The 26175-nt window shown below is 45.7% G+C and carries 40 protein-coding genes; 7 read left to right on the top strand and 33 right to left on the bottom strand.

What is annotated here, in order from left to right; all coding sequences use genetic code 11:
* Positions 1-9: 9 nt before the first annotated feature.
* Positions 10-1989, bottom strand: a complete 1980-nt coding sequence (locus CKQ84_RS09480; protein ID WP_105251043.1) for a heme lyase CcmF/NrfE family subunit — start codon at positions 1987-1989, stop codon at positions 10-12.
* A gap of 400 nt (positions 1990-2389) precedes the next feature.
* Between CKQ84_RS09480 and ccmI the strand changes: the two genes are divergently transcribed.
* Positions 2390-3640, top strand: a complete 1251-nt coding sequence (ccmI, locus tag CKQ84_RS09475) for a c-type cytochrome biogenesis protein CcmI (protein ID WP_105251042.1) — start codon at positions 2390-2392, stop codon at positions 3638-3640.
* Positions 3641-3701: 61 nt separating this feature from the next.
* On the opposite strand, the gene CKQ84_RS09470 is transcribed toward ccmI, so the two are convergent.
* Positions 3702-4001 (bottom strand): cytochrome c5 family protein, encoded by a 300-nt coding sequence (locus tag CKQ84_RS09470; RefSeq protein ID WP_105251041.1) that lies wholly within the window; start codon positions 3999-4001, stop codon positions 3702-3704.
* Between the two features lie 318 nt (positions 4002-4319).
* Here CKQ84_RS09470 and ccmA point away from each other — a divergent pair, with 318 nt between their 5' ends.
* The 6 genes from ccmA (at position 4320) to CKQ84_RS09440 (ending at position 8248) form a co-directional block, all read left to right on the top strand.
* Positions 4320-4970, top strand: a complete 651-nt coding sequence (ccmA, locus tag CKQ84_RS09465) for a cytochrome c biogenesis heme-transporting ATPase CcmA (protein WP_105251040.1) — start codon at positions 4320-4322, stop codon at positions 4968-4970.
* A gap of 11 nt (positions 4971-4981) precedes the next feature.
* Positions 4982-5668 carry a heme exporter protein CcmB gene (ccmB, locus tag CKQ84_RS09460; protein ID WP_006079706.1) on the top strand — a complete coding sequence of 229 codons (687 nt, stop codon included), beginning with the start codon at positions 4982-4984 and terminating at the stop codon, positions 5666-5668.
* A gap of 1 nt (position 5669) precedes the next feature.
* On the top strand, positions 5670-6416 hold the full coding sequence (locus CKQ84_RS09455; protein WP_105251039.1) for a heme ABC transporter permease: 747 nt from the start codon (positions 5670-5672) through the stop codon (positions 6414-6416).
* Positions 6416-6616, top strand: a complete 201-nt coding sequence (gene ccmD, locus CKQ84_RS09450) for a heme exporter protein CcmD (RefSeq protein WP_105253042.1) — start codon at positions 6416-6418, stop codon at positions 6614-6616. The genes CKQ84_RS09455 and ccmD overlap by 1 nt, the downstream gene beginning before the upstream one ends.
* Positions 6613-7101 carry a cytochrome c maturation protein CcmE gene (gene ccmE, locus CKQ84_RS09445; RefSeq protein ID WP_105251038.1) on the top strand — a complete coding sequence of 163 codons (489 nt, stop codon included), beginning with the start codon at positions 6613-6615 and terminating at the stop codon, positions 7099-7101. Before ccmD ends, ccmE begins: the two co-directional genes overlap by 4 nt.
* A gap of 133 nt (positions 7102-7234) precedes the next feature.
* A complete protein-coding gene (locus CKQ84_RS09440) occupies positions 7235-8248 on the top strand; it encodes an ABC transporter substrate-binding protein (RefSeq protein WP_105251037.1) in 1014 nt (337 codons plus the stop codon).
* A gap of 57 nt (positions 8249-8305) precedes the next feature.
* Here CKQ84_RS09440 and rplQ read toward each other — a convergent pair whose 3' ends face one another.
* From rplQ to rpsG, 31 genes are all read right to left on the bottom strand, one after another.
* Entirely contained in the window at positions 8306-8701 is a 396-nt protein-coding gene (rplQ, locus tag CKQ84_RS09435; RefSeq protein ID WP_006083573.1) for a 50S ribosomal protein L17, read from the bottom strand.
* A gap of 40 nt (positions 8702-8741) precedes the next feature.
* Positions 8742-9731, bottom strand: coding sequence for a DNA-directed RNA polymerase subunit alpha (rpoA, locus tag CKQ84_RS09430; RefSeq protein WP_006083574.1), 990 nt, complete (start codon positions 9729-9731; stop codon positions 8742-8744).
* A 24-nt stretch (positions 9732-9755) separates the two neighbouring features.
* Complete coding sequence (rpsD, locus tag CKQ84_RS09425) at positions 9756-10376, bottom strand: 30S ribosomal protein S4 (protein ID WP_006083575.1); 621 nt, start codon at positions 10374-10376, stop codon at positions 9756-9758.
* 32 nt (positions 10377-10408) lie between these two features.
* Complete coding sequence (gene rpsK, locus CKQ84_RS09420) at positions 10409-10801, bottom strand: 30S ribosomal protein S11 (RefSeq protein ID WP_006083577.1); 393 nt, start codon at positions 10799-10801, stop codon at positions 10409-10411.
* A gap of 15 nt (positions 10802-10816) precedes the next feature.
* On the bottom strand, positions 10817-11173 hold the full coding sequence (gene rpsM, locus CKQ84_RS09415) for a 30S ribosomal protein S13 (protein ID WP_011787581.1): 357 nt from the start codon (positions 11171-11173) through the stop codon (positions 10817-10819).
* Positions 11174-11290: 117 nt separating this feature from the next.
* Positions 11291-11404, bottom strand: coding sequence for a 50S ribosomal protein L36 (rpmJ, locus tag CKQ84_RS09410; protein WP_006083579.1), 114 nt, complete (start codon positions 11402-11404; stop codon positions 11291-11293).
* 21 nt (positions 11405-11425) lie between these two features.
* On the bottom strand, positions 11426-12766 hold the full coding sequence (gene secY / locus CKQ84_RS09405) for a preprotein translocase subunit SecY (RefSeq protein ID WP_007644459.1): 1341 nt from the start codon (positions 12764-12766) through the stop codon (positions 11426-11428).
* Between the two features lie 7 nt (positions 12767-12773).
* On the bottom strand, positions 12774-13208 hold the full coding sequence (rplO, locus tag CKQ84_RS09400) for a 50S ribosomal protein L15 (protein ID WP_006083581.1): 435 nt from the start codon (positions 13206-13208) through the stop codon (positions 12774-12776).
* 3 nt (positions 13209-13211) lie between these two features.
* Positions 13212-13394 (bottom strand): 50S ribosomal protein L30, encoded by a 183-nt coding sequence (rpmD, locus tag CKQ84_RS09395; protein WP_006083582.1) that lies wholly within the window; start codon positions 13392-13394, stop codon positions 13212-13214.
* 6 nt (positions 13395-13400) lie between these two features.
* Entirely contained in the window at positions 13401-13904 is a 504-nt protein-coding gene (gene rpsE, locus CKQ84_RS09390; RefSeq protein WP_006083583.1) for a 30S ribosomal protein S5, read from the bottom strand.
* A gap of 11 nt (positions 13905-13915) precedes the next feature.
* On the bottom strand, positions 13916-14266 hold the full coding sequence (gene rplR, locus CKQ84_RS09385; RefSeq protein ID WP_006083584.1) for a 50S ribosomal protein L18: 351 nt from the start codon (positions 14264-14266) through the stop codon (positions 13916-13918).
* 10 nt (positions 14267-14276) lie between these two features.
* Positions 14277-14810 (bottom strand): 50S ribosomal protein L6, encoded by a 534-nt coding sequence (gene rplF, locus CKQ84_RS09380; RefSeq protein WP_105251036.1) that lies wholly within the window; start codon positions 14808-14810, stop codon positions 14277-14279.
* A 10-nt stretch (positions 14811-14820) separates the two neighbouring features.
* Positions 14821-15213 (bottom strand): 30S ribosomal protein S8, encoded by a 393-nt coding sequence (gene rpsH, locus CKQ84_RS09375; protein WP_006083586.1) that lies wholly within the window; start codon positions 15211-15213, stop codon positions 14821-14823.
* Positions 15214-15237: 24 nt separating this feature from the next.
* Positions 15238-15543, bottom strand: a complete 306-nt coding sequence (gene rpsN / locus CKQ84_RS09370; RefSeq protein ID WP_006083587.1) for a 30S ribosomal protein S14 — start codon at positions 15541-15543, stop codon at positions 15238-15240.
* 10 nt (positions 15544-15553) lie between these two features.
* Complete coding sequence (gene rplE, locus CKQ84_RS09365) at positions 15554-16093, bottom strand: 50S ribosomal protein L5 (protein WP_006083588.1); 540 nt, start codon at positions 16091-16093, stop codon at positions 15554-15556.
* A 12-nt stretch (positions 16094-16105) separates the two neighbouring features.
* Positions 16106-16420, bottom strand: a complete 315-nt coding sequence (gene rplX / locus CKQ84_RS09360) for a 50S ribosomal protein L24 (protein ID WP_006083589.1) — start codon at positions 16418-16420, stop codon at positions 16106-16108.
* A gap of 11 nt (positions 16421-16431) precedes the next feature.
* Positions 16432-16800, bottom strand: a complete 369-nt coding sequence (gene rplN / locus CKQ84_RS09355) for a 50S ribosomal protein L14 (protein ID WP_006083590.1) — start codon at positions 16798-16800, stop codon at positions 16432-16434.
* Between the two features lie 180 nt (positions 16801-16980).
* Positions 16981-17229 carry a 30S ribosomal protein S17 gene (gene rpsQ, locus CKQ84_RS09350; RefSeq protein WP_105251035.1) on the bottom strand — a complete coding sequence of 83 codons (249 nt, stop codon included), beginning with the start codon at positions 17227-17229 and terminating at the stop codon, positions 16981-16983.
* Positions 17229-17420 carry a 50S ribosomal protein L29 gene (gene rpmC / locus CKQ84_RS09345; RefSeq protein ID WP_006083592.1) on the bottom strand — a complete coding sequence of 64 codons (192 nt, stop codon included), beginning with the start codon at positions 17418-17420 and terminating at the stop codon, positions 17229-17231. The genes rpsQ and rpmC overlap by 1 nt, the downstream gene beginning before the upstream one ends.
* On the bottom strand, positions 17420-17830 hold the full coding sequence (gene rplP / locus CKQ84_RS09340) for a 50S ribosomal protein L16 (protein ID WP_006083593.1): 411 nt from the start codon (positions 17828-17830) through the stop codon (positions 17420-17422). Before rplP ends, rpmC begins: the two co-directional genes overlap by 1 nt.
* An 11-nt stretch (positions 17831-17841) precedes the next feature.
* Complete coding sequence (rpsC, locus tag CKQ84_RS09335; RefSeq protein ID WP_006083594.1) at positions 17842-18534, bottom strand: 30S ribosomal protein S3; 693 nt, start codon at positions 18532-18534, stop codon at positions 17842-17844.
* 9 nt (positions 18535-18543) lie between these two features.
* Positions 18544-18876, bottom strand: a complete 333-nt coding sequence (gene rplV, locus CKQ84_RS09330; protein WP_006083595.1) for a 50S ribosomal protein L22 — start codon at positions 18874-18876, stop codon at positions 18544-18546.
* A 15-nt stretch (positions 18877-18891) separates the two neighbouring features.
* Entirely contained in the window at positions 18892-19170 is a 279-nt protein-coding gene (rpsS, locus tag CKQ84_RS09325) for a 30S ribosomal protein S19 (RefSeq protein ID WP_006083596.1), read from the bottom strand.
* A 14-nt stretch (positions 19171-19184) separates the two neighbouring features.
* The gene (rplB, locus tag CKQ84_RS09320) at positions 19185-20009 is read right to left on the bottom strand and encodes a 50S ribosomal protein L2 (RefSeq protein WP_006083597.1); all 825 of its coding nucleotides are present in this window, start codon (positions 20007-20009) and stop codon (positions 19185-19187) included.
* A 16-nt stretch (positions 20010-20025) separates the two neighbouring features.
* Positions 20026-20328, bottom strand: a complete 303-nt coding sequence (rplW, locus tag CKQ84_RS09315) for a 50S ribosomal protein L23 (RefSeq protein ID WP_025008843.1) — start codon at positions 20326-20328, stop codon at positions 20026-20028.
* On the bottom strand, positions 20328-20933 hold the full coding sequence (gene rplD, locus CKQ84_RS09310) for a 50S ribosomal protein L4 (protein ID WP_105251034.1): 606 nt from the start codon (positions 20931-20933) through the stop codon (positions 20328-20330). Before rplD ends, rplW begins: the two co-directional genes overlap by 1 nt.
* 17 nt (positions 20934-20950) lie before the next feature.
* Positions 20951-21589: a 50S ribosomal protein L3 gene (rplC, locus tag CKQ84_RS09305; protein WP_006083600.1), complete on the bottom strand. Its 639-nt coding sequence runs from the start codon at positions 21587-21589 to the stop codon at positions 20951-20953.
* A 30-nt stretch (positions 21590-21619) separates the two neighbouring features.
* Positions 21620-21931, bottom strand: coding sequence for a 30S ribosomal protein S10 (gene rpsJ, locus CKQ84_RS09300; RefSeq protein WP_006083601.1), 312 nt, complete (start codon positions 21929-21931; stop codon positions 21620-21622).
* A gap of 334 nt (positions 21932-22265) precedes the next feature.
* The gene (gene tuf / locus CKQ84_RS09295; RefSeq protein WP_105251028.1) at positions 22266-23450 is read right to left on the bottom strand and encodes an elongation factor Tu; all 1185 of its coding nucleotides are present in this window, start codon (positions 23448-23450) and stop codon (positions 22266-22268) included.
* 72 nt (positions 23451-23522) lie between these two features.
* Positions 23523-25619 (bottom strand): elongation factor G, encoded by a 2097-nt coding sequence (fusA, locus tag CKQ84_RS09290; protein WP_006083603.1) that lies wholly within the window; start codon positions 25617-25619, stop codon positions 23523-23525.
* Between the two features lie 78 nt (positions 25620-25697).
* A complete protein-coding gene (gene rpsG / locus CKQ84_RS09285; RefSeq protein ID WP_011787570.1) occupies positions 25698-26168 on the bottom strand; it encodes a 30S ribosomal protein S7 in 471 nt (156 codons plus the stop codon).
* Positions 26169-26175 lie beyond the last annotated feature (7 nt).

Below are 26175 nucleotides of genomic sequence, written 5' to 3'. Positions count from 1 at the left end.
ATTCCCCAATTATTGAGCCGTTGCCAATTTTGCCTTTTCGGCCAAAGGCGCGACGGCTGCAGTGACTTTCGCACGGTAACGTTTATCCGATGCTGCGAAGAATCCACCTATCATCATGAAAATTGCCCCAAACCATAACCAACGCACGAACGGCTTATAGTTTAAACGAACCGCAAATTCAGTGCTGGTAATAGGGTCACCCATAGTTACGTACAAGTCACGGAATAGACCCCAGTCAATACCTGCTTCTGTCATATCCATAGTTCGCACATTATATTGACGACGATCGGGTTTTAGTAATGTCAGTAGCTCATCGCCCTTGTAGATCTCTATCTGTCCCTGCTGTGCAGTGTAGTTAGGACCCACTACGTTTTTGGTCTCGAGATACTTAAAAGTATAACCGGCGAGCTCTTGGCTTACACCAGGTCCCATACGAACGCTTTTCTCAATCGAGTAATTTGACACCATAGTGGCACCAATCACAGAAACGGCAATACCGAGATGCGCGAAGATCATACCAAGCTGACTACGGCCCATGCGGCTGATGCTGATATCACCTTCTTTCGACTTGACCATGTTATAGGCCGCTCTTGCGGTAGCCAGAATAATCCAAGCTGCGGCAGCAATACCAAAGGTAACCCAAATATTGAATACACCATCGACGATAAATGGCGTCACAATACCGATAGCAGCAGCAATCATTGCTGGGATCAATAGCTGACGCTTAAGCTCGCCCGCTTTCGATTTTTTCCAGCGAATAATTGGACCAATACCCATAAAGCCAAATAGCACTAATACGATAGGCACGAACACCGCATTAAAGTATGGGGGTCCAACAGAGATTTTACCCATACCAAGCGCGTCGATGAGCAATGGATATAATGTACCCAATAGTACCGTACCTGCGGCAACCGTCAGTAGCACGTTACATACTAAGAGCATTGTTTCTTTAGACTTGAGCTCGAAACGGGCAGGACTACTCATTTCACTGGCACGTAAAGCAAACAGTGTTAATGAACCGCCAACCGCTAAACCAAGTAACAACAGGATGAACATACCGCGGCTTGGATCGGCTGCGAATGAATGCACTGAGGTTAATACACCTGAGCGAACAATAAAGGTACCAAGCAAACTTAAAGAGAAAGCAAAAATAGACAGTAATACAGTCCAGTTACGGAAGGCGCCGCGTTTCTCAGTCACAATCAAAGAGTGAACAAGCGCAGTACCCACTAACCAAGGCATAAAAGAGGCGTTCTCAACAGGATCCCAGAACCACCAACCGCCCCAGCCTAATTCATAATAAGCCCACCAAGATCCTAGTGCGATACCGCCCGTAAGGAAGGTCCAAGCAGCTAATGTCCATGGACGAGTCCAACGAGCCCATGCAGAATCGAGACGACCGCTCATCAGCGCAGCAATCGCAAATGCAAAGCTTACAGAGAAGCCCACATAACCCAAGTACAACATAGGAGGATGGAAGATTAATCCCACGTCCTGAAGCATTGGATTTAAGTCACGACCTTCGGCAGGGATCGGGAATAAACGTTCAAATGGGCTAGATGTGAGTAGCATAAACAAACTAAAGCCAATCACAATAAGAGCCAATACTGCCAGCACACGGGCAGTAAACACTTCTTCTAAACCTTTGCTAAACAAGGCAACCGCAGCCGCCCAAGTTGATAAAGCAAACACCCAAAATAACAGTGACCCTTCATGACCGCCCCATACGGCCGAGATCTTAAAGAAGATAGGTAACTGAGAATTTGAATGATGTGCCACATAGGCGACCGAGAAATCATCGACGGCAAAACTATAAGCCAGCACGACAACAGATAAGGTAATAAAAAAGAACATTCCGTACGTTAATGGCCAAGCGTACCTAACAAGGTATTGGTCTTTTCTGGCAACACCTATTAGGGGGACGCTGATTAATAAGAAGGCAAAAGCCACCCCTATTATCAACGCAAAGTGTCCAAGTTCTGGGATCATGGGTTTTCCTCAGTCTTCAATAATATGTTGATTTAGAAAGACTCTATCTCAACGCACAACATGCTATTCACGCAAATGCACGAAATTTTGCTCATTTTAGTATTTGCTATTGTTCCTGTCTGCCTCTTTCGTACAAAACTGGGTTACTTGTCTCATTCTCAATTTTAGAGGTCGATGAAAGTCACGGAAGAGGCTCAGTTCTGCATGTGACCGACAAATGACACTTAAGTTTCATACAAAATTTACAAGAAGAATCAATTTGTGAACCAGTGCCCAACTATAAGCTTTCAGCACTGGGATTACCTTATATTACTGTTCAATGAACAATCTTTACGTATAATCTTGCTTCCAAGCCTAGCGGTTACTCCGCTTTCTGCAAACTAAAGTGAATATAGAAACAATGACGACATTTTGGATTTTTATTGCGCTTGTTATGTTAGTCGGCCTGATGCTGATTTGGATCCCGCACTTCAGACAGCAAAAATTGCTGAAAACGGAAGAAGCTGGAGTTCGTAAACAAACGAACCTTGAATTGTTCAATGAGCGCTTAGGCGTTCTTGAAAAAGAATTAAGTGAAGAGCTACTCGATCAAGCCGAATTTGATGCATTGAAGAAAGAACTGGAAATCAGTCTACTCCAAGACATCAAACAAGCGAACGACGATTCACTGGTCAACCAAATAAAGCCAAAGACGATTCTGTGGCCGTCGATCATGTCAGTTTGTTTGATTGTCATCTCAGGCTATCTCTATCAACACTTAGGTGCCTTCGAGAATATTGATAGTGCTCAACAACCTGCAAATCCACATGCGGGAATGGATACGGCTCAAATCATGATGCAACGCGTGCAGATGATGGAAGCTCAAGTTAAAGCCGAGCCAGAAAACAGCCAACTGTGGTTCAGCTTAGGTCATGCTTATGTATCGGCAAACCAATACGATAAAGCGATTGCGGCTTTCGATAAAGTAATCGAATTAGTCGGAAAGCATGCAGAATTGCTCGGTCCAAAAGCAACGGCGATGTATTACAAAGCGGGTCAACAAATGACACCGCAAATCCAAGCTCTTATCAATGAGTCTTTAGCAATGGATGCACAAGATCCTTCAACGCTACTGCTCGTGGGTATGGATGCTTTCTTTACTGCTGACTACAAGAAAGCCATCACCTCTTGGCAAACGATTTTAGATAGCGGTCGTGCCGACGTTGATCGTGCTGCTCTTATGAATGCAATCGAAACCGCCAACTTACGCATGCAGTCGGAAACCGCTGGCATGCCAAATGATGATGCACATAAGCAAGTCAAAGCGAGTGCTAAATCGGTCAATGTCACTATATCTATCTCTGCAGAACTTGCGGTTAAAGCCAGTCCAGAAGACACCATTTTCATCTTTGCCCGTGCAACTGAAGGACCTAAAGTCCCATTAGCTGCAACCAAAGTCAGCGCTAAGTCTTTCCCGATTACAGTGACATTAGATGACAGCAGCGGTATGGGTGGTGATGTGAAGTTAAGCGATGCAGCCAATGTGGAAGTGATTGCTGTGCTGTCTAAACAAGGTAATATCAAACCGCAAACGGGTGATATTCAAGGCAAGATCAGTAAAGTCGCCGTAGGCGATACAGCGAACCTAGTACTTGATACTCAAGTGCAATAAATCGCAGTTAATTGCAGATATAAAAAAACCGGCTTTCGCCGGTTTTTTTATATCTGAAAAATTACTTAGCTGTAGACATAAATTTGATAGCAGCTTTGTAATCATCATCAGTACAATCAGTACACATACCGCCTGGTGGCATAGCATTCAGACCAGTTTTCACACTCTTCACTAGAGCGTCAACACCCTTAGCTAAGCGTGGTTCCCATTCTGCAGCGTTGTGCACTTTTGGAGCACCAGCAACACCCATGCTGTGGCATACGGTACATGCCTTATTATAAATAGCCTCAGCATCTTGAGCTGAAGCGTTAACTGACATAGTCAAAGCAGCGACAGCAGTCATTGCTAACAGTTTTTTCATGTTCAATGTTCCTAATGCAAATACGTACAAAGCTCGGCGCCGCCCTTACTTAGGCAGACTCATTATAGCCGACTAAGATTACTACAAACTTCAAGAAATCTCATCTTTTTGTGATTAGAATCTCAACACAAAATGAATCAGGCGACAAGGATGACAAATTCGTTAATATATTAGCAAGTCGTAAAAAAGTTCGATAAATATTGCGGTTATTGGAACCACATCATATTGCTGACATCTAGTGCAAACCAAGAGTAAACCCCCAATAACGTTTGTGTTAGAATGACTTGTGTTTCCTTCCGGCTTGAGATAGAGGGTTCAGTGACAAATATAACTAAAGAAACCACATTAGTGTCAGCCAGCAAGCTGACCTGTATCCGCGAAGAACGTATCCTTTTTGATGAGTTAAGTTTTGATATAAATGCCGGTGACATTGTTCAGATTGAAGGCCCTAACGGCGCAGGCAAGACCAGTTTATTACGCATATTGGCGGGCCTTTCTCGCCCCTATGCCGGACAAACTTTTTACATTAATGAAGACATAAACCGTTGCCGCGATGAATACAATGAAGACCTCTTGTATTTAGGCCATTTAGCTGGCGTGAAATGCGAGCTGACTGCCGAAGAAAACCTTAATTTCAATTTAAGAATCAGTGGTTATGATGACTTTGATACGTCAGCCATTTTAGCCAAAGTCAATTTAACGGGCTTTGAAGAAGCTCTCGCGGGGCATTTATCCGCAGGCCAGCATCGCAGAACAGCGCTATCAAGATTGTGGCATAGCAACTGTAAAATTTGGATCCTTGACGAACCTTTTACTGCAATCGATAAAAAAGGTGTCGAAGAACTGGAGCAGTTATTTATTCAGCATGCGGATAATGGTGGCTGTGTGATCCTCACAACTCACCAAGATATGGGCATTATCACAGATGATAGGCTTCGTAAAATTCGTCTCGATTATCGCTTCATATAAGGTCAGGCTCAATGAAAAGAGGCATCAGTTTTACCCAAGCATTTTTCACCTTGCTGCAGCGAGATCTTAAAATTGCTATTCGCCACCGCGGCGACATTTTTAACCCACTACTATTTTTTATTATGGTTGTTACCTTGTTTCCGCTGGGGATTGGACCAGAACCGCAAATGTTAGCACGTGTGGCACCAGGGATAATTTGGGTCGCCGCATTATTAGCATCAATGTTGTCACTTGAAAGGCTTTTCAAAGCCGACTTTAGTGATGGTAGCTTAGAACAAATGCTGTTAAGTCCGCAGCCATTAGCCATTCTCGTATTAGCTAAAGTGTTAGCCCACTGGATTTTAACTGGTGTGCCACTGATTATTATCGCACCACTGTTAGCGGTATTACTCAATCTAGATGGCAACAGCTACGGTGCGTTAATTTCGACGCTTGCGCTAGGCACGCCAGTATTGTCGCTGTTAGGTGCTATTGGTGTGGCATTAACCGTCGGTCTAAGGAAAGGCGGCGTGTTACTCAGCTTACTTATTTTGCCCCTATATATCCCAGTACTCATTTTTGCAACGAGTGCCATAGACGCGGCAGGAATGAATTTACCCTATGATGGTCAGCTCGCTATAATAGGCGCTATGCTGGTCGGATCGTTAACCTTAGCACCTTTTGCAATTGGTGCATCTCTGCGAGTGAGTACTAACTAAAATGTGGAAATGGTTACACCCTTACGCGGATCCTGAACGCGCATATAAATTATCAGGAACGTTATTTCCATGGTTTGCGATCTTAGCCGGTCTATTGATTGCTGTTGGCACTACATGGGGACTCGTCTTCGCGCCGACGGATTACCAGCAGGGTGATAGCTACCGTATTATCTTTATCCATGTTCCTGCCGCGTCTATGTCAATGGCGGCTTATATGGGTATGGCAACCGCGGCCTTTATCGGTCTAGTTTGGCAGATAAAACTTGCCGACTGGGCTGCAGCATCTATTGCTCCCATTGGTGCAGTAATCACCTTTATCGCACTCTTTACCGGAGCAGCATGGGGCAAACCTATGTGGGGTGCTTGGTGGGTATGGGATGCACGCTTAACTTCTGAGCTGGTATTACTATTCCTATATCTAGGTGTGATCTCGCTCTATGCCTCATTTGAGGATAAAGTGCTCGCAGCTCGTGCAGCAGGGATCTTAGCGATCGTCGGTGTGATCAATATTCCTATCATCAAATACTCAGTTGAATGGTGGAGCTCATTACATCAACCGTCGACAATACGCATTACCGAGAAATCGACAATGTCGACGGAAATGCTCTATCCACTGTTAATTAACATACTGGGCTTCGGTCTTATGATTGGCGCCATCACTATTGTTCGTTTTAGAGCAGAAATTTTAGCAAGAAATGGCATGCGCCCTTGGGTCCGTGAACTAGCTAAAGCGGAGGAGGTCAAATGATGCAATTCGATTCAATCAGTGATTTTTTTAATATGGGCGGCTATGCATTCTATGTATGGCTATCCTACGGAGTGACCTTCTTCTGCCTCTCTACGCTCATCATTACCAGCGCACGCCAAAAGCGTAAGGTGTTAATTGATATAGCGAAAAAGATGGATAGAGAAGAACGCCTAAAAGAAACCAGGAGTACTAAATCGTGAACCCAAGACGCAAAAAAAGACTGACATTAGCTGTAGCATTAATCGGTGGCGTTGCCGCGATTACTTCGCTTTTGCTCTATGCGCTGAACTCCAACTTGAACTTATTCTATACTCCGTCTGAAATTGTCCACGGCAAGACAGACACTGGCGTAAAACCTGAAATTGGCCAACGTATTCGTGTCGGCGGAATGGTGACGGTAGGTTCTATGGTGCGAGATCCCAAAAGCTTGCATGTCGAATTTGCAGTGCATGACTCCCTCGGCGGCGAAGTACTGGTCACTTATGACGACCTATTGCCCGATCTTTTCCGTGAAGGACAAGGCATTGTTGCTCAGGGTGTACTGGGTGCTGATGGCAAACTAGAAGCAACTGAAGTACTCGCTAAGCATGATGAAAACTACATGCCACCAGAAGTCGCTGAAGCCATGGGCCAAAAGCACGAAAAGTTAGATTATAGCCAGCAAAAGGCACCTGATACTAAGTAGGTTATTGATGGATCAGCAATAGCGTACAAACTAAGCCTCCTAGCTTAATAACTAGTGAGGCTTTTTTATTATCTCAATATGCACAATTAAAGGTGGACTATACTCTAGGCAGCGCCAATACCTAAGACTGTATATGATTCAAATAAGACAACTAAACTCTAGTTTGCAACACATTCTAAGCTTCCTAATTATCTGCTTGGTAGGCCTCTCTCAGGAAGCCAATGCTGCTAAAGTTGTTGTTATCGAAAGCTACCATCATAGCTATCAATGGGACCAAGAATACTATCAAGCGATTTATGACACGCTCAGCCCTCACCACGATGTTAGTTATTTCGAGATGGATACCAAACGCTTACCCCAAGAGCAATTTACTGAACGAGCTGACTTAGCATGGAAATACATTCAACAACAAGCACCTCAATTGGTTATTCTCGCCGATGATAATGCGGTTAATCTCTTACACCAGCGCCTAAATGACAGCCTAATCCCAGTAGTCTATTTAGGGGTGAACATGAATCCTAGAGAATATCATCTCAATGAACACAAACGCTTCACAGGCGTCATTGAGAGACCACTATTACGACGTTCACTACTGCTCATTCAACGTTTACTACCGCAAACTGTGCACAGAAAAATCTTAGTTCTATTCGACCAAGGAGTCACCTCTGACTCAGCGGCTGAATACATCAGTAAACAACACTCAAGCATGTTAGGCGATATCGAAGTTAATTTAGTGCAATTGTCACAGCTAACGGATTGGCAGCGGAATGTATTGACCGCGAAGGAACAGGGTTATAACGCTATAGTCGTGGCGCTATACCACACAGTTAGAGATGCAGATAATCGCTCAGTAGATGCAGATCAGCTCCTAAAATGGATATCTGAACATACTCCGGTACCGAATTTTGGGTTTTGGGGATTTAGTGTCTCTGCTGAAGGCAATATTGGTGGCTATGTTCTCGATGGCTATCATCATGGCAAGATTGCAGCGAATATGGCGACAAAAATACTCGGCGGCGAGAAACCCGAAAATATTTTCCCAGTAACAGATGATCTTGGAAAATACATGTTTAGCCAGAAAGGCTTAGCTAAATGGAATATCGTCCTCCCAAAAGAAATTGAGAAAACCACACTTTGGGTAAAATAGTAAAAAAGGCATAAAAAAGCCGGGCTAATGCCCGGCTTTTTAAAAGTGTAACCTTAATTACTCAGCAGCTTCAACATCAACAGCTTGAGCAGCTTCTGGGCGACCGACTAGCTCGATGTAAGCCATAGGGGCTTTATCACCAGCACGTAAACCGCACTTAAGGATACGGGTATAGCCACCAGGACGTTCCTGGTAACGTGGACCCAACTCAGTAAATAACTTACCAACGACTTCAGCGTCGCGAGTACGTGCAAACGCTAAACGACGGTTTGCAACGCTGTCACTCTTAGCAAGTGTTATCAGAGGCTCAACTACGCGACGCAGTTCTTTCGCTTTAGCCACAGTTGTCTTGATGATCTCATGACGAACTAGTGAACCGGCCATGTTGCGAAACATGGCTTGGCGATGACTGCTGTTACGGTTTAGTTGACGACCACTCTTACGATGGCGCATGACCTAATCCTTATAACCTAAATCTGTACAAACCTGAGACTTATAGGTCGTCTGCTAAACTAGCTGGAGGCCAGTTTTCCAAACGCATACCTAACGACAGTCCGCGAGAAGCTAAAACATCCTTAATTTCAGTAAGAGATTTCTTACCTAAGTTCGGGGTTTTCAGCAACTCAACTTCAGTGCGCTGTACCAGATCTCCGATGTAATGAATCGCTTCGGCTTTCAAGCAGTTAGCCGAACGTACAGTTAGCTCTAAATCGTCGACAGGACGCAGCAGAATCGGATCGAATTCCGGTTTCTCTTCTTTCAGCTCTGGCTCAGTCACGTCACGTAACTCTACAAACGCATCTAGCTGTTCAGCCAGAATAGTTGCAGAACGACGGATAGCTTCCTCAGGATCGATAGTACCGTTTGTGGTCATATCGATAACGAGTTTATCTAAGTCAGTACGCTGTTCTACACGTGCTGCTTCTACATTGTAGGCAATACGTGCAACTGGCGAGAAAGAAGCATCAACCAGCAAGCGGCCGATTGGGCGATCATCGTCTTCGGTCTGTGCACGAGCAGATGCTGGTACATAACCACGACCACGCTCAACGCGAATACGCATGCTGATATCATTGTTACCTGTCAGATGACAGATAATATGATCAGGATTCACGATAGTGACATCACCATCATGCGTGATATCTGCTGCGATGACAGGGCCTGCGCCGGACTTGCTCAACGTAAGCATAGCCTCGTCTTTACCCTCGATGGTCACTGCTAACCCTTTCAGGTTTAACAAGATCTCAAGGATATCTTCTTGAACGCCTTCCTTACTGCTGTATTCGTGCAGTACACCGTCAATCTCGACTTCGGTAACCGCGCAGCCGGGCATAGACGACAATAGGATGCGACGCAACGCGTTACCTAAAGTGTGGCCGAAACCACGCTCAAGTGGTTCCAATGTAACCTTGGCACGTGTTGAGTTAACCTGCTCGATATCAACGAGACGCGGTTTAAGAAATTCTGTAACAGAACCCTGCATTGTGTCCTCTCTTGTTTGTTAGCCTTACTTAGAGTAAAGCTCGACGATCAGCTGTTCGTTAATTTCCGCAGACAAATCGCTACGTTCTGGAACGCGCTTGAAAGCACCTTCCATTTTCGCGTTGTCGACTTCAACCCATGTAGGCTTCTCGCGTTGAGCTGCCACTTCTAAAGCCGCTTTAATACGAGCTTGAGTACGTGACTTCTCGCGGATGCTCACAACATCATTCGCAGACACTTTGAATGATGGAATGTTAACAACACGACCGTTAACCATAATAGATTTATGGCTTACTAGCTGACGTGATTCTGCACGAGTTGCACCGAAGCCCATACGATAAACAACGTTATCAAGACGGGTTTCTAAAAGCTGAAGCAGGTTTTCACCTGTGTTGCCTTTAGTACGTGCAGCATCTTTGTAATAGTTACGGAATTGTTTTTCTAACACACCGTAAATACGACGAACTTTTTGTTTTTCGCGTAACTGAGTACCATACTCTGACAAACGTGGCTTACGAGCGCCATGTTGTCCAGGTGCAGTTTCCAGTTTACACTTTGAATCGATTGCTCTCACACCGCTTTTTAAGAAAAGGTCTGTACCTTCTCGGCGGCTGAGCTTGAGCTTGGGACCCAAGTATCTTGCCATGATCTTTCTCCAACTATCCTAATGAAACGGCGTTATACACGACGCTTTTTAGGAGGACGACAACCATTATGAGGGATCGGCGTCACATCGGTAATGTTGGTAATTTTATAACCAACAGCGTTCAGCGCACGAATGGCTGACTCACGACCTGGACCTGGACCCTTCACAAACACTTCAAGGTTTTTTAAACCGTAGTCTTGAGCAGCAGCACCTGCACGCTCAGCAGCCACCTGTGCAGCAAATGGAGTAGATTTACGTGAACCACGGAAACCTGAACCACCTGAAGTAGCCCATGACAACGCATTACCTTGACGATCTGTAATGGTGACAATAGTGTTGTTGAAAGAAGCATGGATATGAGCCATGCCATCTGCAACCTGTTTACGTACGCGCTTACGCGGAGAACGTGACGGAACTTTAGCCATTGCTTTACCTTCCCGTTACTTTCTAATAGGTTTACGTGGACCTTTACGCGTACGCGCATTGGTCTTAGTACGTTGCCCACGGAGAGGCAGGCTACGGCGATGGCGGAGACCACGATAACAACCAAGATCCATAAGACGCTTGATGTTCATTGAAATCTCACGACGTAAGTCACCTTCTACTAGGTATTTGGCGACTTCTTCGCGTAGTGTGTCTATTTGAGCTTCGCTCAATTCCTTGATCTTAGCAGTTTCAGCGATTGCTGTAGCCGCGCAGATTGCTCTAGCGCGAGTACGGCCGATGCCGAAAATTGCAGTCAATGCGATGACTGTATGCTTTTGATCAGGAATGTTAATGCCAGCGATACGGGCCACTATGCACTCCTTAAAGTTAAAGGCCAACTGCGAAAAGCCCGAAAGGATACTCGACAGTCGACAGATTTGCAAACAAAATTTTGTTCAGCCCAATTCATGGGCTGAACAAATTACTTTTTAGCCTTGACGCTGTTTGTGTTTTGGTTCAACACAGATAACGCGTACAACGCCACTACGCTTGACGATCTTGCAGTTACGGCAGATCTTCTTCACGGAAGCTCGAACTTTCATTTCATCACTCCGTAAAGCTACTTAGCGACCAAAGCGATCTAAATTCGCTTTGTTAACTAGGTTAGCTTTCTTCATCACAGACTCATACTGATGAGACATCATATGCGTCTGAACCTGAGCCATGAAGTCCATGATTACGACTACCATAATTAGTAGTGAAGTACCGCCGAAATAGAACTGTACTTTCCACGCAATTAACATGAACTCCGGAATTAAGCAGATAAAGGTTATGTATAACGCGCCTGCCAATGTCAAACGGGTCATAACTTTATCAATGTAACGCGAAGTCTGTTCTCCAGGACGGATCCCAGGGATGAATGCACCACTCTTCTTCAAGTTATCTGCTGTTTCACGTGGGTTAAACACCAACGCAGTATAGAAGAAACAGAAAAAGATAATCGCTGTTGCATATAATAATGAGTAAAGCGGTTGTCCAGGTGACACAGCCAGTGAAAAATCACTTAACCATGACATGGACTCATTCTGACCGAACCACTGAGCCAGTGTTCCAGGAAACAAAATGATGCTTGACGCAAAAATTGGCGGAATAACACCTGCCATGTTTATTTTCAGCGGTAGATGGGTACTTTGCGCAGCGAACACCTTACGGCCTTGCTGACGCTTAGCATAGTTAACGACTATACGACGCTGACCACGTTCCACAAACACTACAAAATAAGTCACTGCAAACACAATTACCGCGAGCAACAACAATACTAACACATTCAAGTCACCTTGACGCGCCTGCTCAGCCGTTTGGCCGATAGCGGAAGGTAATCCAGCAACAATACCTGCGAAAATCAAAATCGAGATACCATTACCTATACCACGTTCGGTAATTTGCTCACCTAGCCACATAAGGAACATAGTTCCTGTCACTAAGCTCACAACCGCAACAAAGTAGAATCCAAATCCAATGTTGACCACAAGGCCTGGCACTAAGTTTGGTAACCCGGTTGCAATACCGACCGACTGGAATGTACCCAGCACTAAGGTACCCCATCTGGTATATTGACTGATTTTCTTACGTCCTGATTCGCCTTCTTTTTTCAATTCAGCGAGTGCAGGATGTACGACAGTCAACAGTTGCATGATAATCGATGCCGAAATGTACGGCATAATACCTAATGCAAAGATAGAGGCACGCTCAAGGGCACCACCCGAGAACATGTTAAACATGCCAAGGATGGTTCCACTTTGCTGAGCAAACAGCTCTGCTAATACAGCTGCGTCAATACCAGGAATTGGCACAAACGAACCGGCTCTAAAGACGATAATCGCACCAATCACGAACAGGAGGCGAGCTTTCAATTCTGAAAGTCCACCTTTCGCGCTTTTTAAATCAAGTCCTGGTTTTGCCATCGACGTATTATTCCTCGATCTTACCGCCGGCAGCTTCAATAGCTGCACGTGCACCTTTGGTTACCTTCAGACCTTTAACAGTCACAGGGCGCTCAATGGTACCTGAAAGAACAATTTTCGCAAACTGGATGTTGCGAGTTATTACGTTCGCATCTTTCAGAGCGTTTAAGTCGATAACATCACCGTTAACTTTTGCCAGTTCGAGTACACGAACTTCAGCTGTTACCATAGCGCGACGCGAGGTAAAACCAAATTTAGGTAAACGGATTTTAAGTGGCATTTGACCACCTTCGAATCCTGGGCGTACACCGCCACCAGAGCGAGACTTTTGGCCTTTATGACCACGACCCGCTGTTTTACCTAGACCTGAGCCCATACCACGGCCTACACGCTTTGGTGCATGCTTAGAGCCTGCAGCTGGAGATAGAGTATTTAAACGCATCTATTAATCCTCCACCTTAACCATGTAGTAGACCTTGTTGATCATACCGCGAACAGAAGGAGTATCTTCTAATTCAACAGTGTGACCAATGCGACGCAAACCAAGACCCGTTAGGGTTGCACGGTGCTTCGGTAAACGACCGATACCGCTTTTAGTTTGAGTAACTTTTACAGTTTTAGTTGCCATGGTGCATTACCCCCGAATTTCGTCAACATTCAGGCCACGCTTAGCTGCGATTTGCGAAGGTGACTTCATGTGCACCAATGCATCGACAGTCGCGCGAACGATGTTGATCGGGTTAGTAGAACCGTATGCTTTTGACAGAACGTTATGCACGCCTGCTACTTCCAATACGGCACGCATTGCGCCACCGGCAATAATACCAGTACCTTGTGATGCAGGTTGCATGTACACAAGTGAACCAGTATGACGACCTTTAACTGGGTGATGCAGAGTACCTGCATTCAACTCAACGGTCACAATGTTACGACGAGCTTTTTCCATCGCTTTTTGAATCGCGGCTGGAACTTCACGTGCTTTGCCATAGCCATAGCCGATCTTACCGTTACCGTCACCCACTACTGTCAGTGCTGTGAAGCTAAAGATACGACCGCCCTTAACTACTTTAGAAACACGATTAACTGCAATTAATTTCTCTTGCAGATCGTCTTTTTGCTGAGCTTCTAATTTAGCCATTTTATAACCCCTTAGAACTTCAGGCCAGCTTCACGAGCTGCATCTGCTAAAGCAGCTACACGACCGTGATACTTGAAACCAGAACGATCGAACGCAACTGAAGTTACGCCTTTTTCGATCGCGCGCTCAGCAACAAATTTACCTACTGCTTTCGCTGCGTCTACGTTACCGGTACTCTTCAGTAGCTCTTTAACCGCTTTTTCTACGGTTGAAGCAGCTGCCAACACCTGAGCTTCAGGATTGATCACCTGAGCATAAATGTGACGCGGTGTACGATGTACAACCAGACGGTTCACGCCCAGCTCTTGGATCTTCTTACGAGCGCGAGTAGCGCGACGTAAGCGAGATGTTTTCTTATCCATATCGCGTTACCTACTTCTTCTTAGCCTCTTTACGGCGTACTACTTCGTCGTCATAGCGAACACCTTTGCCTTTGTATGGCTCTGGTGGACGGTATCCGCGAATCTCAGCAGCGACTTGGCCAATTAACTGTTTATCAACGCCACGTAGGACGATGTCAGTTTGGCTAGGGCACTCTGCAGTAACGCCTGCGGGCAGTTTGTGTACTAACGGATGAGAGAAACCTAAAGTAAGGTCAATATCAGCACCGACGAGTTTCGCACGGTAACCAACGCCAACTAACTTTAACTTACGCTCAAAACCTTGAGATACACCAACAACCATGTTGTTTACTAATGCACGAGTTGTACCAGCCTGTGCCCAAGCGTTAACAACGCCTTCAACAGGGAGGAACTTAACTACGCCGGCTTCAATAACAACATTGACCGCATTGTTGATCACTCGAGTCAGACTACCTTTTCCGCCTTTGACGGTAAGGGTCTGTTCGTTCAAGGTCACCTCTACGCCAGCTGGAATAGATACTGGTGCTTTTGCTACACGAGACATTCCTAGCTCCTTAAGCTACGTAGCAGATAACCTCGCCACCCATGCCTGCAAGGCGGGCGGCACGATCAGTCATCAAGCCTTTAGAAGTGGACACAATTGCGACACCCAGACCGCCCATCACCTTTGGAAGTTCGTTTTTACCTTTGTAAATACGAAGACCAGGGCGACTTACACGCTGGATAGTCTCAACGACTGGTTGGCCTTGGAAATACTTTAAAGTAACTTCCAGTTCAGGCTTGGCTTCATCTGCTACGGCGTAATCAGCAATATAACCTTCATCTTTAAGTAGTTTCGCAATTGCGACTTTCAACTTAGCTGAAGGCATCTTCACTGATACGTGGTTAGCAGCTTGGCCGTTACGAATACGGGTTAACATATCCGCAATAGGATCTTGCATGCTCATATTAGCTTACTCCGTGACAAGTGCTTACCAGCTGGCCTTACGCAGGCCAGGAACTTCACCACGCATGGTTGCTTCACGTAATTTGATACGGCTTAAGCCGAATTTACGTAAGAAGCCATGTGGGCGACCAGTTTGATTACAACGATTGCGTTGACGCGCAGCGCTGGAATCACGTGGTAGAGCTTGCAGCTTAAGAACCGCATCCCAACGATCTTCGTCAGAAGAAGCTGGACTTGCAATGATAGTCTTAAGAGCCGCACGCTTTTCAGCGTACTTGGCCACGAGCTGTGCACGTTTAGCTTCACGTGCTTTCATTGATGTTTTTGCCATTACGCTACCCTTATTTCTTGAATGGGAAGTTAAAAGCGTCTAACAAAGCACGACCTTCTTCATCATTCTTCGCAGTAGTAGTGATAACAATATCCATACCACGAATCTTATCGATTTTATCGTAATCGATTTCTGGGAAGATGATCTGCTCACGCACGCCCATTGCGTAGTTACCACGGCCGTCAAACGCTTTAGCGCTTAAGCCACGGAAGTCACGAATACGTGGGATTGCGATATCGACTAAACGCTCTAAGAATTCCCACATACGCTCACCGCGTAGGGTCACTTTACAGCCAATAGGGTAGCCTTCACGGATTTTAAAACCAGCAACTGACTTACGAGCTACAGTCACAACTGGCTTTTGACCAGCGATTGCAGTCATATCACGGACAGCATGGTCCATGATTTTCTTGTCTGCAACAGCTTCGCCAACACCCATATTCAGGGTGATTTTCTCAATCCGAGGGACTTGCATGACACTGGTATAACCGAACTTTTTAGCAAGTTCAGCGACAACAGTCTCTTGGTATTTATCATGCAGTTTCGCCATCGTTTACTCCAATTACTTAACGAGTTCACTGTTCGATTTGAAGAAACGAACTTTTTTGCCGTCTTCAAAGCGGAAACCAACGCGATCAGCTTTGCCAGTGGCAGAGTTGAAAATCGCTACATTTGATGCTTGTATCGGTGCTTCTTTCTCAACAATACCGCCAGCTACACCCAATTGTGGGTTTGGCTTTTGGTGTTTTTTGACAAGATTGATGCCTTCAACAATCAATTTACCAGTAGGAAGGACTTGAGAAACTTTTGCACGTTTACCCTTGTCTTTACCTGCTAATACAATCACTTCGTCTTCACGACGTATTTTAGCTGCCATTTTGAAGCTCCTTACAGTACTTCTGGTGCCAGCGAGACAATTTTCATAAATTGCTCATTACGCAATTCACGTGTCACTGGTCCAAAGATACGAGTACCAATCGGCTGCAGGTTGTTGTTCAAAAGAACAGCTGCATTCCGATCGAAGCGAATGACAGAACCGTCTGGACGACGTACGCCTTTCTTAGTACGGACTACCACCGCGTTATACACATCGCCTTTCTTCGCTTTAGCGCGAGGAATCGCTTCTTTAACAGAAACTTTGATGATGTCGCCGATACCGGCATAACGACGATGAGAGCCACCCAAGACCTTAATACACTGAACTCTGCGTGCGCCGCTGTTACAAGCAACGTCAAGAGTCGATTGCATTTGGATCATTTTAAGTGCTCCGCTATCGTTACTACACAATTCCCACTATGGGACAATAAAAACACTCATTTTTGCTATTAATTTAGTCAAAAATGGCGCGCAAATATAACACCATAAAAGTGGAATGTATAGTATTAAAAAACAAACGGCCCCACATTCTGGAGCCGTTTACCTAAATACCTAATTAACTTAGGCCTTTGATACTACTTCAACCAGGGTCCAAGACTTAGTCTTAGACAAAGGACGACATTCGCGAATCGCTACTAAATCGCCTTCATTGCACTGATTCGTTTCGTCATGTGCATGGATCTTTGTCGTACGCTTAATGTATTTCCCATAAATTGGGTGTTTCACTTGGCGTTCGATAGCAACAGTAATGGACTTCTCCATTTTGTTGCTAGTTACACGACCCTGCAAAGTACGGATTTTATCAGACATTATGCACCCGCCTTAGAAGTAATAATGGTCTTAACGCGCGCAATGTTACGGCGCACCAATTTCAGTTGATTAGTCTGAGTCAACTGACCAGTGGCGTGTTGCATACGCAGGTTGAACTGCTCACGCAGCAGACCAAGTAGTTCAGCGTTCAGTTCTTCAACGCTCTTTTCTCTCAGTTCGCTCGCTTTCATTACATCACCGTCTTAGTTACGAAGGTAGTCTTAATTGGAAGCTTGGCAGCAGCCAAAGCAAACGCTTCACGAGCGATCACTTCAGAAACACCATTCATCTCATAAAGAACCTTACCAGGTTGAATCTGACATACCCAGTATTCAACGTTACCTTTACCTTTACCCATACGCACTTCAAGAGGCTTAGAGGTAATCGGCTTGTCCGGGAAAACTCGAATCCAAATTTGTCCCTGACGCTTAATGTGACGTGTCATGGCACGACGTGCAGATTCGATCTGACGTGCAGTTAAACGGCCACGGCCGACTGCTTTCAGACCAAAAGTACCAAAGCTAACTTCAGTACCGTTCGCTAGACCGCGGTTGCGGCCTTTGAACATCTTGCGAAACTTCATACGTTTAGGTTGCAGCATTGCCGGCTCTCCTATTTACCACGAGGCTTGCGCTTAGGTTGCTGCTGCTTCGGCTCTTCAATCTGTGGCAGCATTCCGTCTAGAACTTCACCTTTGAAGATCCAAACTTTAACGCCAATCACACCGTATTGGGTGTGACTTTCAGATGTAGAATAGTCGATATCAGCACGCAAAGTATGTAAAGGTACACGACCTTCACGATACCACTCATCGCGCGCAATCTCAGCTCCGCCTAAACGGCCACTAACTTGTACTTTGATACCTTGAGCACCAATACGCATTGCGTTTTGAACTGCGCGCTTCATAGCACGACGGAACATTACGCGACGCTCTAATTGCTGTGCAATTGAGTCAGCAACTAACTTGGCATCTAGCTCAGGTTTACGGATCTCAGCGATGTTAATTTGAGCAGGAGTGCCAGCAAGTTTTGACACTGCAGCACGCAATACTTCAACGTCTTCACCTTTCTTACCGATCACAACACCTGGACGGGCAGTGTGAATGGTAACGCGGATGCTTTTCGCTGGACGCTCGATAACAATCTTAGATACTGAAGCAGCTTGTAATTTCTCTACAAGAAACTTACGCACTTCCCAGTCGCTGTTCAGGTTACTTGCGTAATCTGATTTATCTGCGTACCAGGTAGAGATCCAAGGCTTGGTGATACCCAGACGGATACCATTAGGATGTACTTTCTGTCCCATTGCTCTCTCCTAGCGATCTGATACAACCACAGTAATGTGGCTGGTACGCTTCATGATACGATCAGCGCGGCCTTTAGCACGTGGCATGATACGCTTCATAGTTGGGCCTTCATCTACGAAGACGGCTCCGACTTTAAGCTCATCAATATCCGCGCCTTCGTTGTGTTCGGCGTTTGCGATAGCTGAGTCAAGTACTTTTTTAACCAGTACGGCGGCTTTCTTGGGGCTGAAAGTCAAAATTTCGAGTGCCTTAGCAACAGGCAATCCACGAATTTGATCAGCAACCAGACGGGCCTTCTGCGCAGACGTACGGGCAAAACGATGTTTAGCTAAAACTTCCATCTTATTCCTCCCGTATTAACGCTTCTTCGCTTTCTTATCTGCAGCATGGCCGCGATAAGTGCGAGTTGGTGAAAATTCACCAAGTTTGTGGCCGATCATTTCGTCAGTTACGAACACAGGAACGTGCTGACGACCATTATGGACAGCGATGGTCAAACCAATCATATTTGGAATGATCATAGAGCGACGTGACCAAGTCTTAATAGGCTTTTTGTCACCGGCTTCCATCGCTTTCTCTACCTTCTTCAGCAAGTGCAGGTCAATGAAGGGACCTTTCTTGAGAGAACGTGGCATGGCGAATCCTCTTACTATTTATTACGACGACGTACGATGTACTTGTCAGTGCGCTTGTTACTACGAGTTTTATAACCCTTAGTTGGCACACCCCATGGAGTCACTGGGTGACGACCACCAGAAGTACGGCCTTCACCACCACCGTGTGGATGGTCTACTGGGTTCATTGCAACACCACGCACTGTAGGACGTATGCCTCTCCAGCGCTTAGCACCTGCTTTACCTAACTGGCGTAGCATGTGTTCGGCATTACCAACTTCACCAAATGTCGCGCGGCAATCAACTGGCACTTTACGCATTTCGCCAGAGCGAAGACGTAGAGTGGCATATGCGCCATCACGAGCAACAACTTGTACATAAGCACCTGCAGAACGAGCGATCTGAGCACCTTTACCAGGCTTCATTTCAACTGCGTGAACTACAGAACCTACTGGGATGTTGCGCAGTGGCATAGCGTTACCGGTTTTGATCTCGGCAGCAACACCAGACTGGATCTTATCGCCAGCTTGCATGCCTTTGGCAGCAAGAATATAACGACGCTCACCATCCGCATACAATACTAACGCGATGTTAGCAGTACGGTTTGGATCGTATTCCAGACGCTCAATCTTTGCAGGGATACCATCTTTATCGCGTTTGAAGTCGATTAGACGATAATGCTGCTTATGACCACCACCTACGTGACGGACAGTGATACGGCCAGTATTGTTACGGCCACCACTTTTAGATTTTTTCGCCAACAAGCCAGCAAAAGGTTTACCCTTGTGCAGGTCAGTGTTCACCACTTTAACTACGTGGCGACGACCTGGAGAGGTTGGCTTACACTTAATAACTGCCATGATAATTCTCCTTTGCTTACTCAGCGCCGCCGACGAAATCGATGTCAGCACCAGCAGCTAGAGTCACATAGGCTTTTTTCCAATCGCTACGACGACCAGTACGGCCACCAGTGCGTTTAGTTTTGCCTTTGCTCACTAAAGTGCGAACTGAATCAACTTCAACTTCAAATAGCTTAGCAACAGCAGCTTTAATTTCAGCTTTAGTTGCATCGATAGCTACGCGGAAAACAACAGTGTTGTGCTTCTCAGCGTTCACAGTGCTCTTTTCAGAGATATGTGGAGCGAGAATAACTTTTAGCAAACGTTCTTCGCGGATCATCATACTAGCATCTCCTCGATTTGCTTCACTGCGTCAGCAGTCACAAGCACAGTGTTGAAGGCGATCAGACTCACTGGGTCTAGACCCGCTACATCACGAACGTCAACCTTGTACAGGTTACGAGCTGCTAAGAATAAGTTCTCATCAACTTCTGCAGTCACAATCAGAACGTCTTCAAGGTTCATTGCTTTCAATTTAGCTTTCAGCTCTTTAGTTTTAGGAGCTTCAACACCGAAAGATTCAACAATAACCAAACGCTCTTGACGTACCAATTCAGACAGAATGCTTCTCAGCGCGCCGCGGTACATCTTTTTGTTAACTTTTTGGCTGTGATCTTGGGTTTTAGCAGCGAATGTTACGCCACCGCCACGCCAGATTGGGCCTTTAACAGAACCAGCACGAGCACGGCCAGTTCCTTTTTGGCGCCAAGGCTTTTTGCCTGAGCCAGTTACTTCCGCACGAGTCTTTTGAGCACGAGTGCCCTGACGCGCGTTTGCAGCGTATGCTACAACTACCTGATGAACCAGTGCCTCGTTAAAGTCACGGCCGAAGGTAGTTTCGGAAACTTCAAGAGCGCTTTGCGCGTCTTTCAATACCAATTCCATTACTATCTCCTCAGACCTTAAGCTTTAACGGCAGGCTTGATAATCAAGTCGCCATTGGTAGCGCCAGGAACAGCGCCACGGACTAGTAGCAGGTTACGCTCAACATCTACACGAACAACAACTAGATTTTGAGTAGTAACACGCTCGGCACCCATATGGCCTGACATTTTTTTGCCTTTGAATACGCGACCAGGCGTTTGGTTCTGACCGATAGAACCATTCGAGCGGTGCGACAAAGAGTTACCGTGAGTCATATCTTGAGTACGGAAGTTCCAACGCTTAACACCGCCTTGGAAGCCTTTACCTTTTGATTGACCAGTAACATCAACTTTCGCTACGTCTGCGAAAATATCAACATTTAGCTCAGCACCAACTTCAATGCCCTCGCCTTCACCGTCTACCAAACGCATTTCCCACAAACCACGACCGGCTTCAACGCCGCTCTTGGCAAAGTGACCTGCTTCTGGTTTAGTGATGCGATTGGCTTTTTTGGTGCCAGTTGTAACTTGAAGTGCACGGTAGCCGTCAGTTTCTAAAGTTTTCACTTGAGTAACACGGTTGCCTGCAACTTCAATTACAGTAACTGGTATTGAAACACCATCTTCAGTGAAGATGCGAGTCATACCAACTTTACGACCAATAAGACCGATAGCCATCTCTCAAACCTCTTCTTACTAGGATCTCAATTAACCCAAGCTAATCTGTACGTCGACACCAGCCGCAAGATCTAAACGCATTAACGCGTCAACAGTCTTTTCAGTTGGCTCTACGATGTCAACCAGGCGCTTGTGTGTACGTAATTCGTACTGGTCACGAGCATCTTTATTAACGTGCGGAGAGATCAAAATGGTATAACGCTCTTTGCGAGTAGGTAGTGGAATTGGACCACGAACCTGCGCGCCTGTACGCTTAGCAGTTTCAACGATTTCCGCTGTAGATTGATCAATTAAGCGATGATCAAATCCCTTTAAGCGGATACGGATTCTTTGGTTCTGCATTGACCAGAGCTCCTAAAATGGACATATAAAAAATCACCCTCTAGCTTCTTCTAAATAGAAAAGCAGAGCGAGATGATTTAACCGTTCGACTCCCAATCGGAGCCGCTATGATAATGATTAACTTAAGCGACTAATCATTTAATTCGTCAACCTAGGTCGACGAGGGGGCCATTATACCTATCTAAATTCGGATATCAAGCCCGCTGTGTAAATAGTCATCAAATAACTATTTAACTTCAGAGTGGCGAGCATTTTACACAAATTTGTGAATAAAACCAGCCCTCAAATAAAAAAGGAAGCCGAAGCTTCCTTTTCAAACTAATTTCTATCGCAATTAAGCGATGATTTTAGCTACTACACCAGCACCAACTGTACGACCACCTTCACGGATTGCGAAGCGTAAACCTTCGTCCATCGCGATTGGGCAAATCAGAGTCACTACCATTTTGATGTTGTCGCCAGGCATTACCATCTCTACGCCTTCTGGCAGTTCGATAGTACCGGTTACGTCAGTTGTACGGAAGTAGAACTGTGGACGGTAGCCTTTGAAGAATGGAGTGTGACGTCCGCCTTCTTCTTTTGACAGAACATAAACTTCTGATTCAAAAGTGGTGTGTGGGTTGATTGAACCTGGTTTAGCCAATACTTGACCACGTTCTACGTCATCACGCTTAGTACCACGTAATAACACACCACAGTTCTCGCCTGCACGACCTTCGTCAAGCAGTTTACGGAACATTTCTACACCAGTACACGTTGTTTTAGTCGTTGTGCGAACACCAACGATTTCAACTTCGTCACCCACTTTAACAATACCACGCTCAACACGACCAGTAACTACTGTACCACGGCCTGAAATTGAGAATACGTCTTCGATTGGCAGTAGGAACGGCTTATCGATGTCACGTTGTGGTTCTGGAATGTAAGAATCAAGTGCTGCGGCTAATTCAAGGATCTTAGCTTCCCACTCTGGTTGACCTTCTAGGGCCTTCAGAGCTGAACCTTGGATTACTGGTAAATCATCACCTGGGAAATCGTATTCTGACAGAAGTTCACGCACTTCCATTTCAACCAATTCCAGTAACTCTTCGTCATCTACCATGTCACATTTGTTCATGAACACGATGATGAAAGGTACGCCAACCTGACGAGAAAGCAGGATGTGCTCACGAGTCTGTGGCATTGGACCGTCTGTAGAGGCAACTACTAGAATCGCGCCGTCCATCTGTGCAGCACCAGTGATCATGTTTTTAACATAGTCAGCGTGGCCTGGGCAGTCTACGTGTGCGTAGTGACGTGAAGGCGTGTCATATTCGATGTGAGAGGTATTGATCGTAATACCGCGCTCACGCTCTTCAGGAGCGTTATCGATTTGAGAGAAGTCTTTAGCTTCGCCACCGTAGGTCTTAGCCAGTACGTGAGAGATAGCTGCAGTCAGTGTGGTTTTACCATGGTCAACGTGACCAATGGTGCCCACGTTTACGTGAGGCTTAATACGTTCAAATTTAGCTTTTGCCACGATATATTCCTTTCTTTTCAGAATAGTCCAGTCAGTGCTGGACCATAATAACATTTATGTCGTAACTGGATATTAGCTACGAGATTCAATAATCGCTTTTGCAATGTTTTGCGGTGCATCAGAGTACTTCAAGAACTCCATAGAGTATGAAGCGCGACCCTGTGTAGCAGAGCGCAAATCAGTTGCATAACCAAACATTTCAGAAAGAGGCACTACAGCATGGACTATCTTGATGCCACCGAAGCCATCATCCATCCCTTCAATTAAGCCACGACGACGGTTCAAATCACCAACGACGTCACCCATATAATTTTCAGGGGTAGTTACTTCTACTTTCATGCAAGGTTCGAGCAACGCCGGATTCGCTTCAAGCGCACCCTTTTTGAAGCCCATAGAACCTGCAATTTTGAACGCCATCTCGTTCGAGTCCACATCATGATATGAACCATCGAACAGAGTGACCTTCACGTCCAACACAGGGAAGCCAGCGAGAACGCCATTCTTCATCTGTTCTTGGATACCTTTATCAACCGCAGGAATGAATTCACGAGGAATCACACCTCCCACAACAGCATTGACAAATTCGTAACCAGCGCCTTCTTCATTAGGCTCTAGTTTTAACCAAACGTGACCGAATTGTCCACGACCACCTGATTGGCGTACAAATTTACCTTCAGCTTCTACTGAAGCTCGGATAGTTTCGCGGTAGGCCACTTGTGGCTTACCTACGTTACATTCAACACCAAATTCGCGACGCATGCGGTCTACGATGATGTCTAAGTGTAACTCACCCATACCCGAAATCAGAGTTTGTGATGATTCTTCGTCAGTTTCAACTCGGAATGATGGATCTTCCGCTGCAAGTTTTTGCAACGCGATACCCATTTTGTCCTGATCGGCTTTTGACTTAGGCTCAACGGCAATGGTAATTACTGGCTCTGGGAACTCCATACGTTCCAAGATCACTCTATGATCGTTATCACAAAGCGTATCACCCGTAGTCACTTCTTTTAGACCAATCGCCGCTGCGATATCACCAGCACGGACTTCTTTCAGTTCAGTGCGATCGTTTGCATGCATTTGCACCATACGACCTACGCGTTCACGCTTCTGTTTGACAGAGTTGTAAACGCCCGAACCTGATTCGAGTACGCCTGAGTACACGCGAATAAAGGTCAAAGTTCCTACGAATGGATCTGTAGCAATCTTAAATGCCAATGCAGCAAAAGGCGCATTGTCATCTGATGGGCGTTCTACTTCTTGGTCGTTCTCATCGATGCCCTTAATTGGAGGCACATCAATTGGCGCTGGCAAGAATTCAATAACCGCATCAAGTACCGCTTGAACGCCTTTGTTCTTAAATGCAGAACCACAAGTCGCTAAAACGATTTCATTATTTATAGTACGTTGACGTAGCGCCTTTTTAATTTCGTCTTCTGATAGCGTGCCTTCTTCAAGGTACTTATCCATCAGTTCATCCGAAGATTCGGCTGCCACTTCAACCAGATACTCATGCATTTCAGCCGCTTTAGCTGCTAACTCTGCAGGGATCTCCTCATAAGTGAAAGTCATACCCTGGTCTGATTCATTCCAGTTAATTGCTTTCATCTTGATTAAGTCGATCACGCCTTTGAAGTTTTCTTCTGCACCAATATTCAATTGAATAGGCACACAAGTGGCTCCAAGACGAGTTCTAATTTGCTTCACTACACGTTCAAAGTCTGCACCTGCACGGTCCATCTTGTTGATAAATACCAAACGTGGAACGCGGTATTTATCAGCTTGACGCCACACTGTTTCTGACTGAGGTTCAACACCAGATGAACCACAGAAAACGACAACAGCACCGTCGAGGACGCGCAGAGACCGTTCAACTTCAATAGTAAAGTCAACGTGACCAGGGGTATCGATGATATTGATGCGGTGTTCAGTGAATTGAGCATCCATACCACGCCAGAATGTGGTTACCGCAGCCGAGGTGATAGTGATACCACGCTCTTGCTCTTGAACCATCCAGTCTGTGGTAGCGGCGCCGTCATGCACCTCACCGATTTTATGAGACAAACCGGTATAGAACAGAACACGTTCTGTTGTGGTGGTTTTACCTGCGTCAACATGAGCACAAATACCGATATTACGATAACGCTCAATTGGGGTTGTACGAGCCACGATTATACCCTCTCCACCAAGACCTAAGTCTTGGCAATATCAACAACTATGGTGTGGGCCTAAGCCCACACCATCATATTACCAACGGTAATGAGCAAAGGCTTTGTTAGCTTCAGCCATGCGATGCACGTCTTCACGCTTCTTAACAGCAGTACCTTTGTTTTCAGACGCATCCAGCATTTCACCTGCCAGACGTAAAGCCATAGATTTTTCACCACGCTTACGAGCAGCTTCAACTAACCAGCGCATCGCCAGTGCGTTACGACGCACAGGACGAACTTCACATGGTACCTGGTACGTAGAACCACCAACGCGACGAGATTTAACTTCGACTGATGGGCGAACGTTGTCCAGGGCTGCTTCAAGGATAACTAAATGGTTTTCGCTTTTCTTTTCAGCGACAACATCTAGTGCCTTGTAAATAATTTTTTCTGCAGTCGACTTTTTGCCGTCTTGCATAATGACGTTGATGAACTTAGCCAGCAACTCACTGTGAAACTTTGGATCTGGTAGGATTTTACGTTGTCCTACAACGCGACGTCTTGGCATAACAATT

Origin of the sequence: Shewanella sp. WE21 (assembly GCF_002966515.1) — a bacterium.
Taxonomy (GTDB): domain Bacteria; phylum Pseudomonadota; class Gammaproteobacteria; order Enterobacterales; family Shewanellaceae; genus Shewanella; species Shewanella oncorhynchi.
This window is presented reverse-complemented; position numbering and strand designations above follow the sequence as displayed.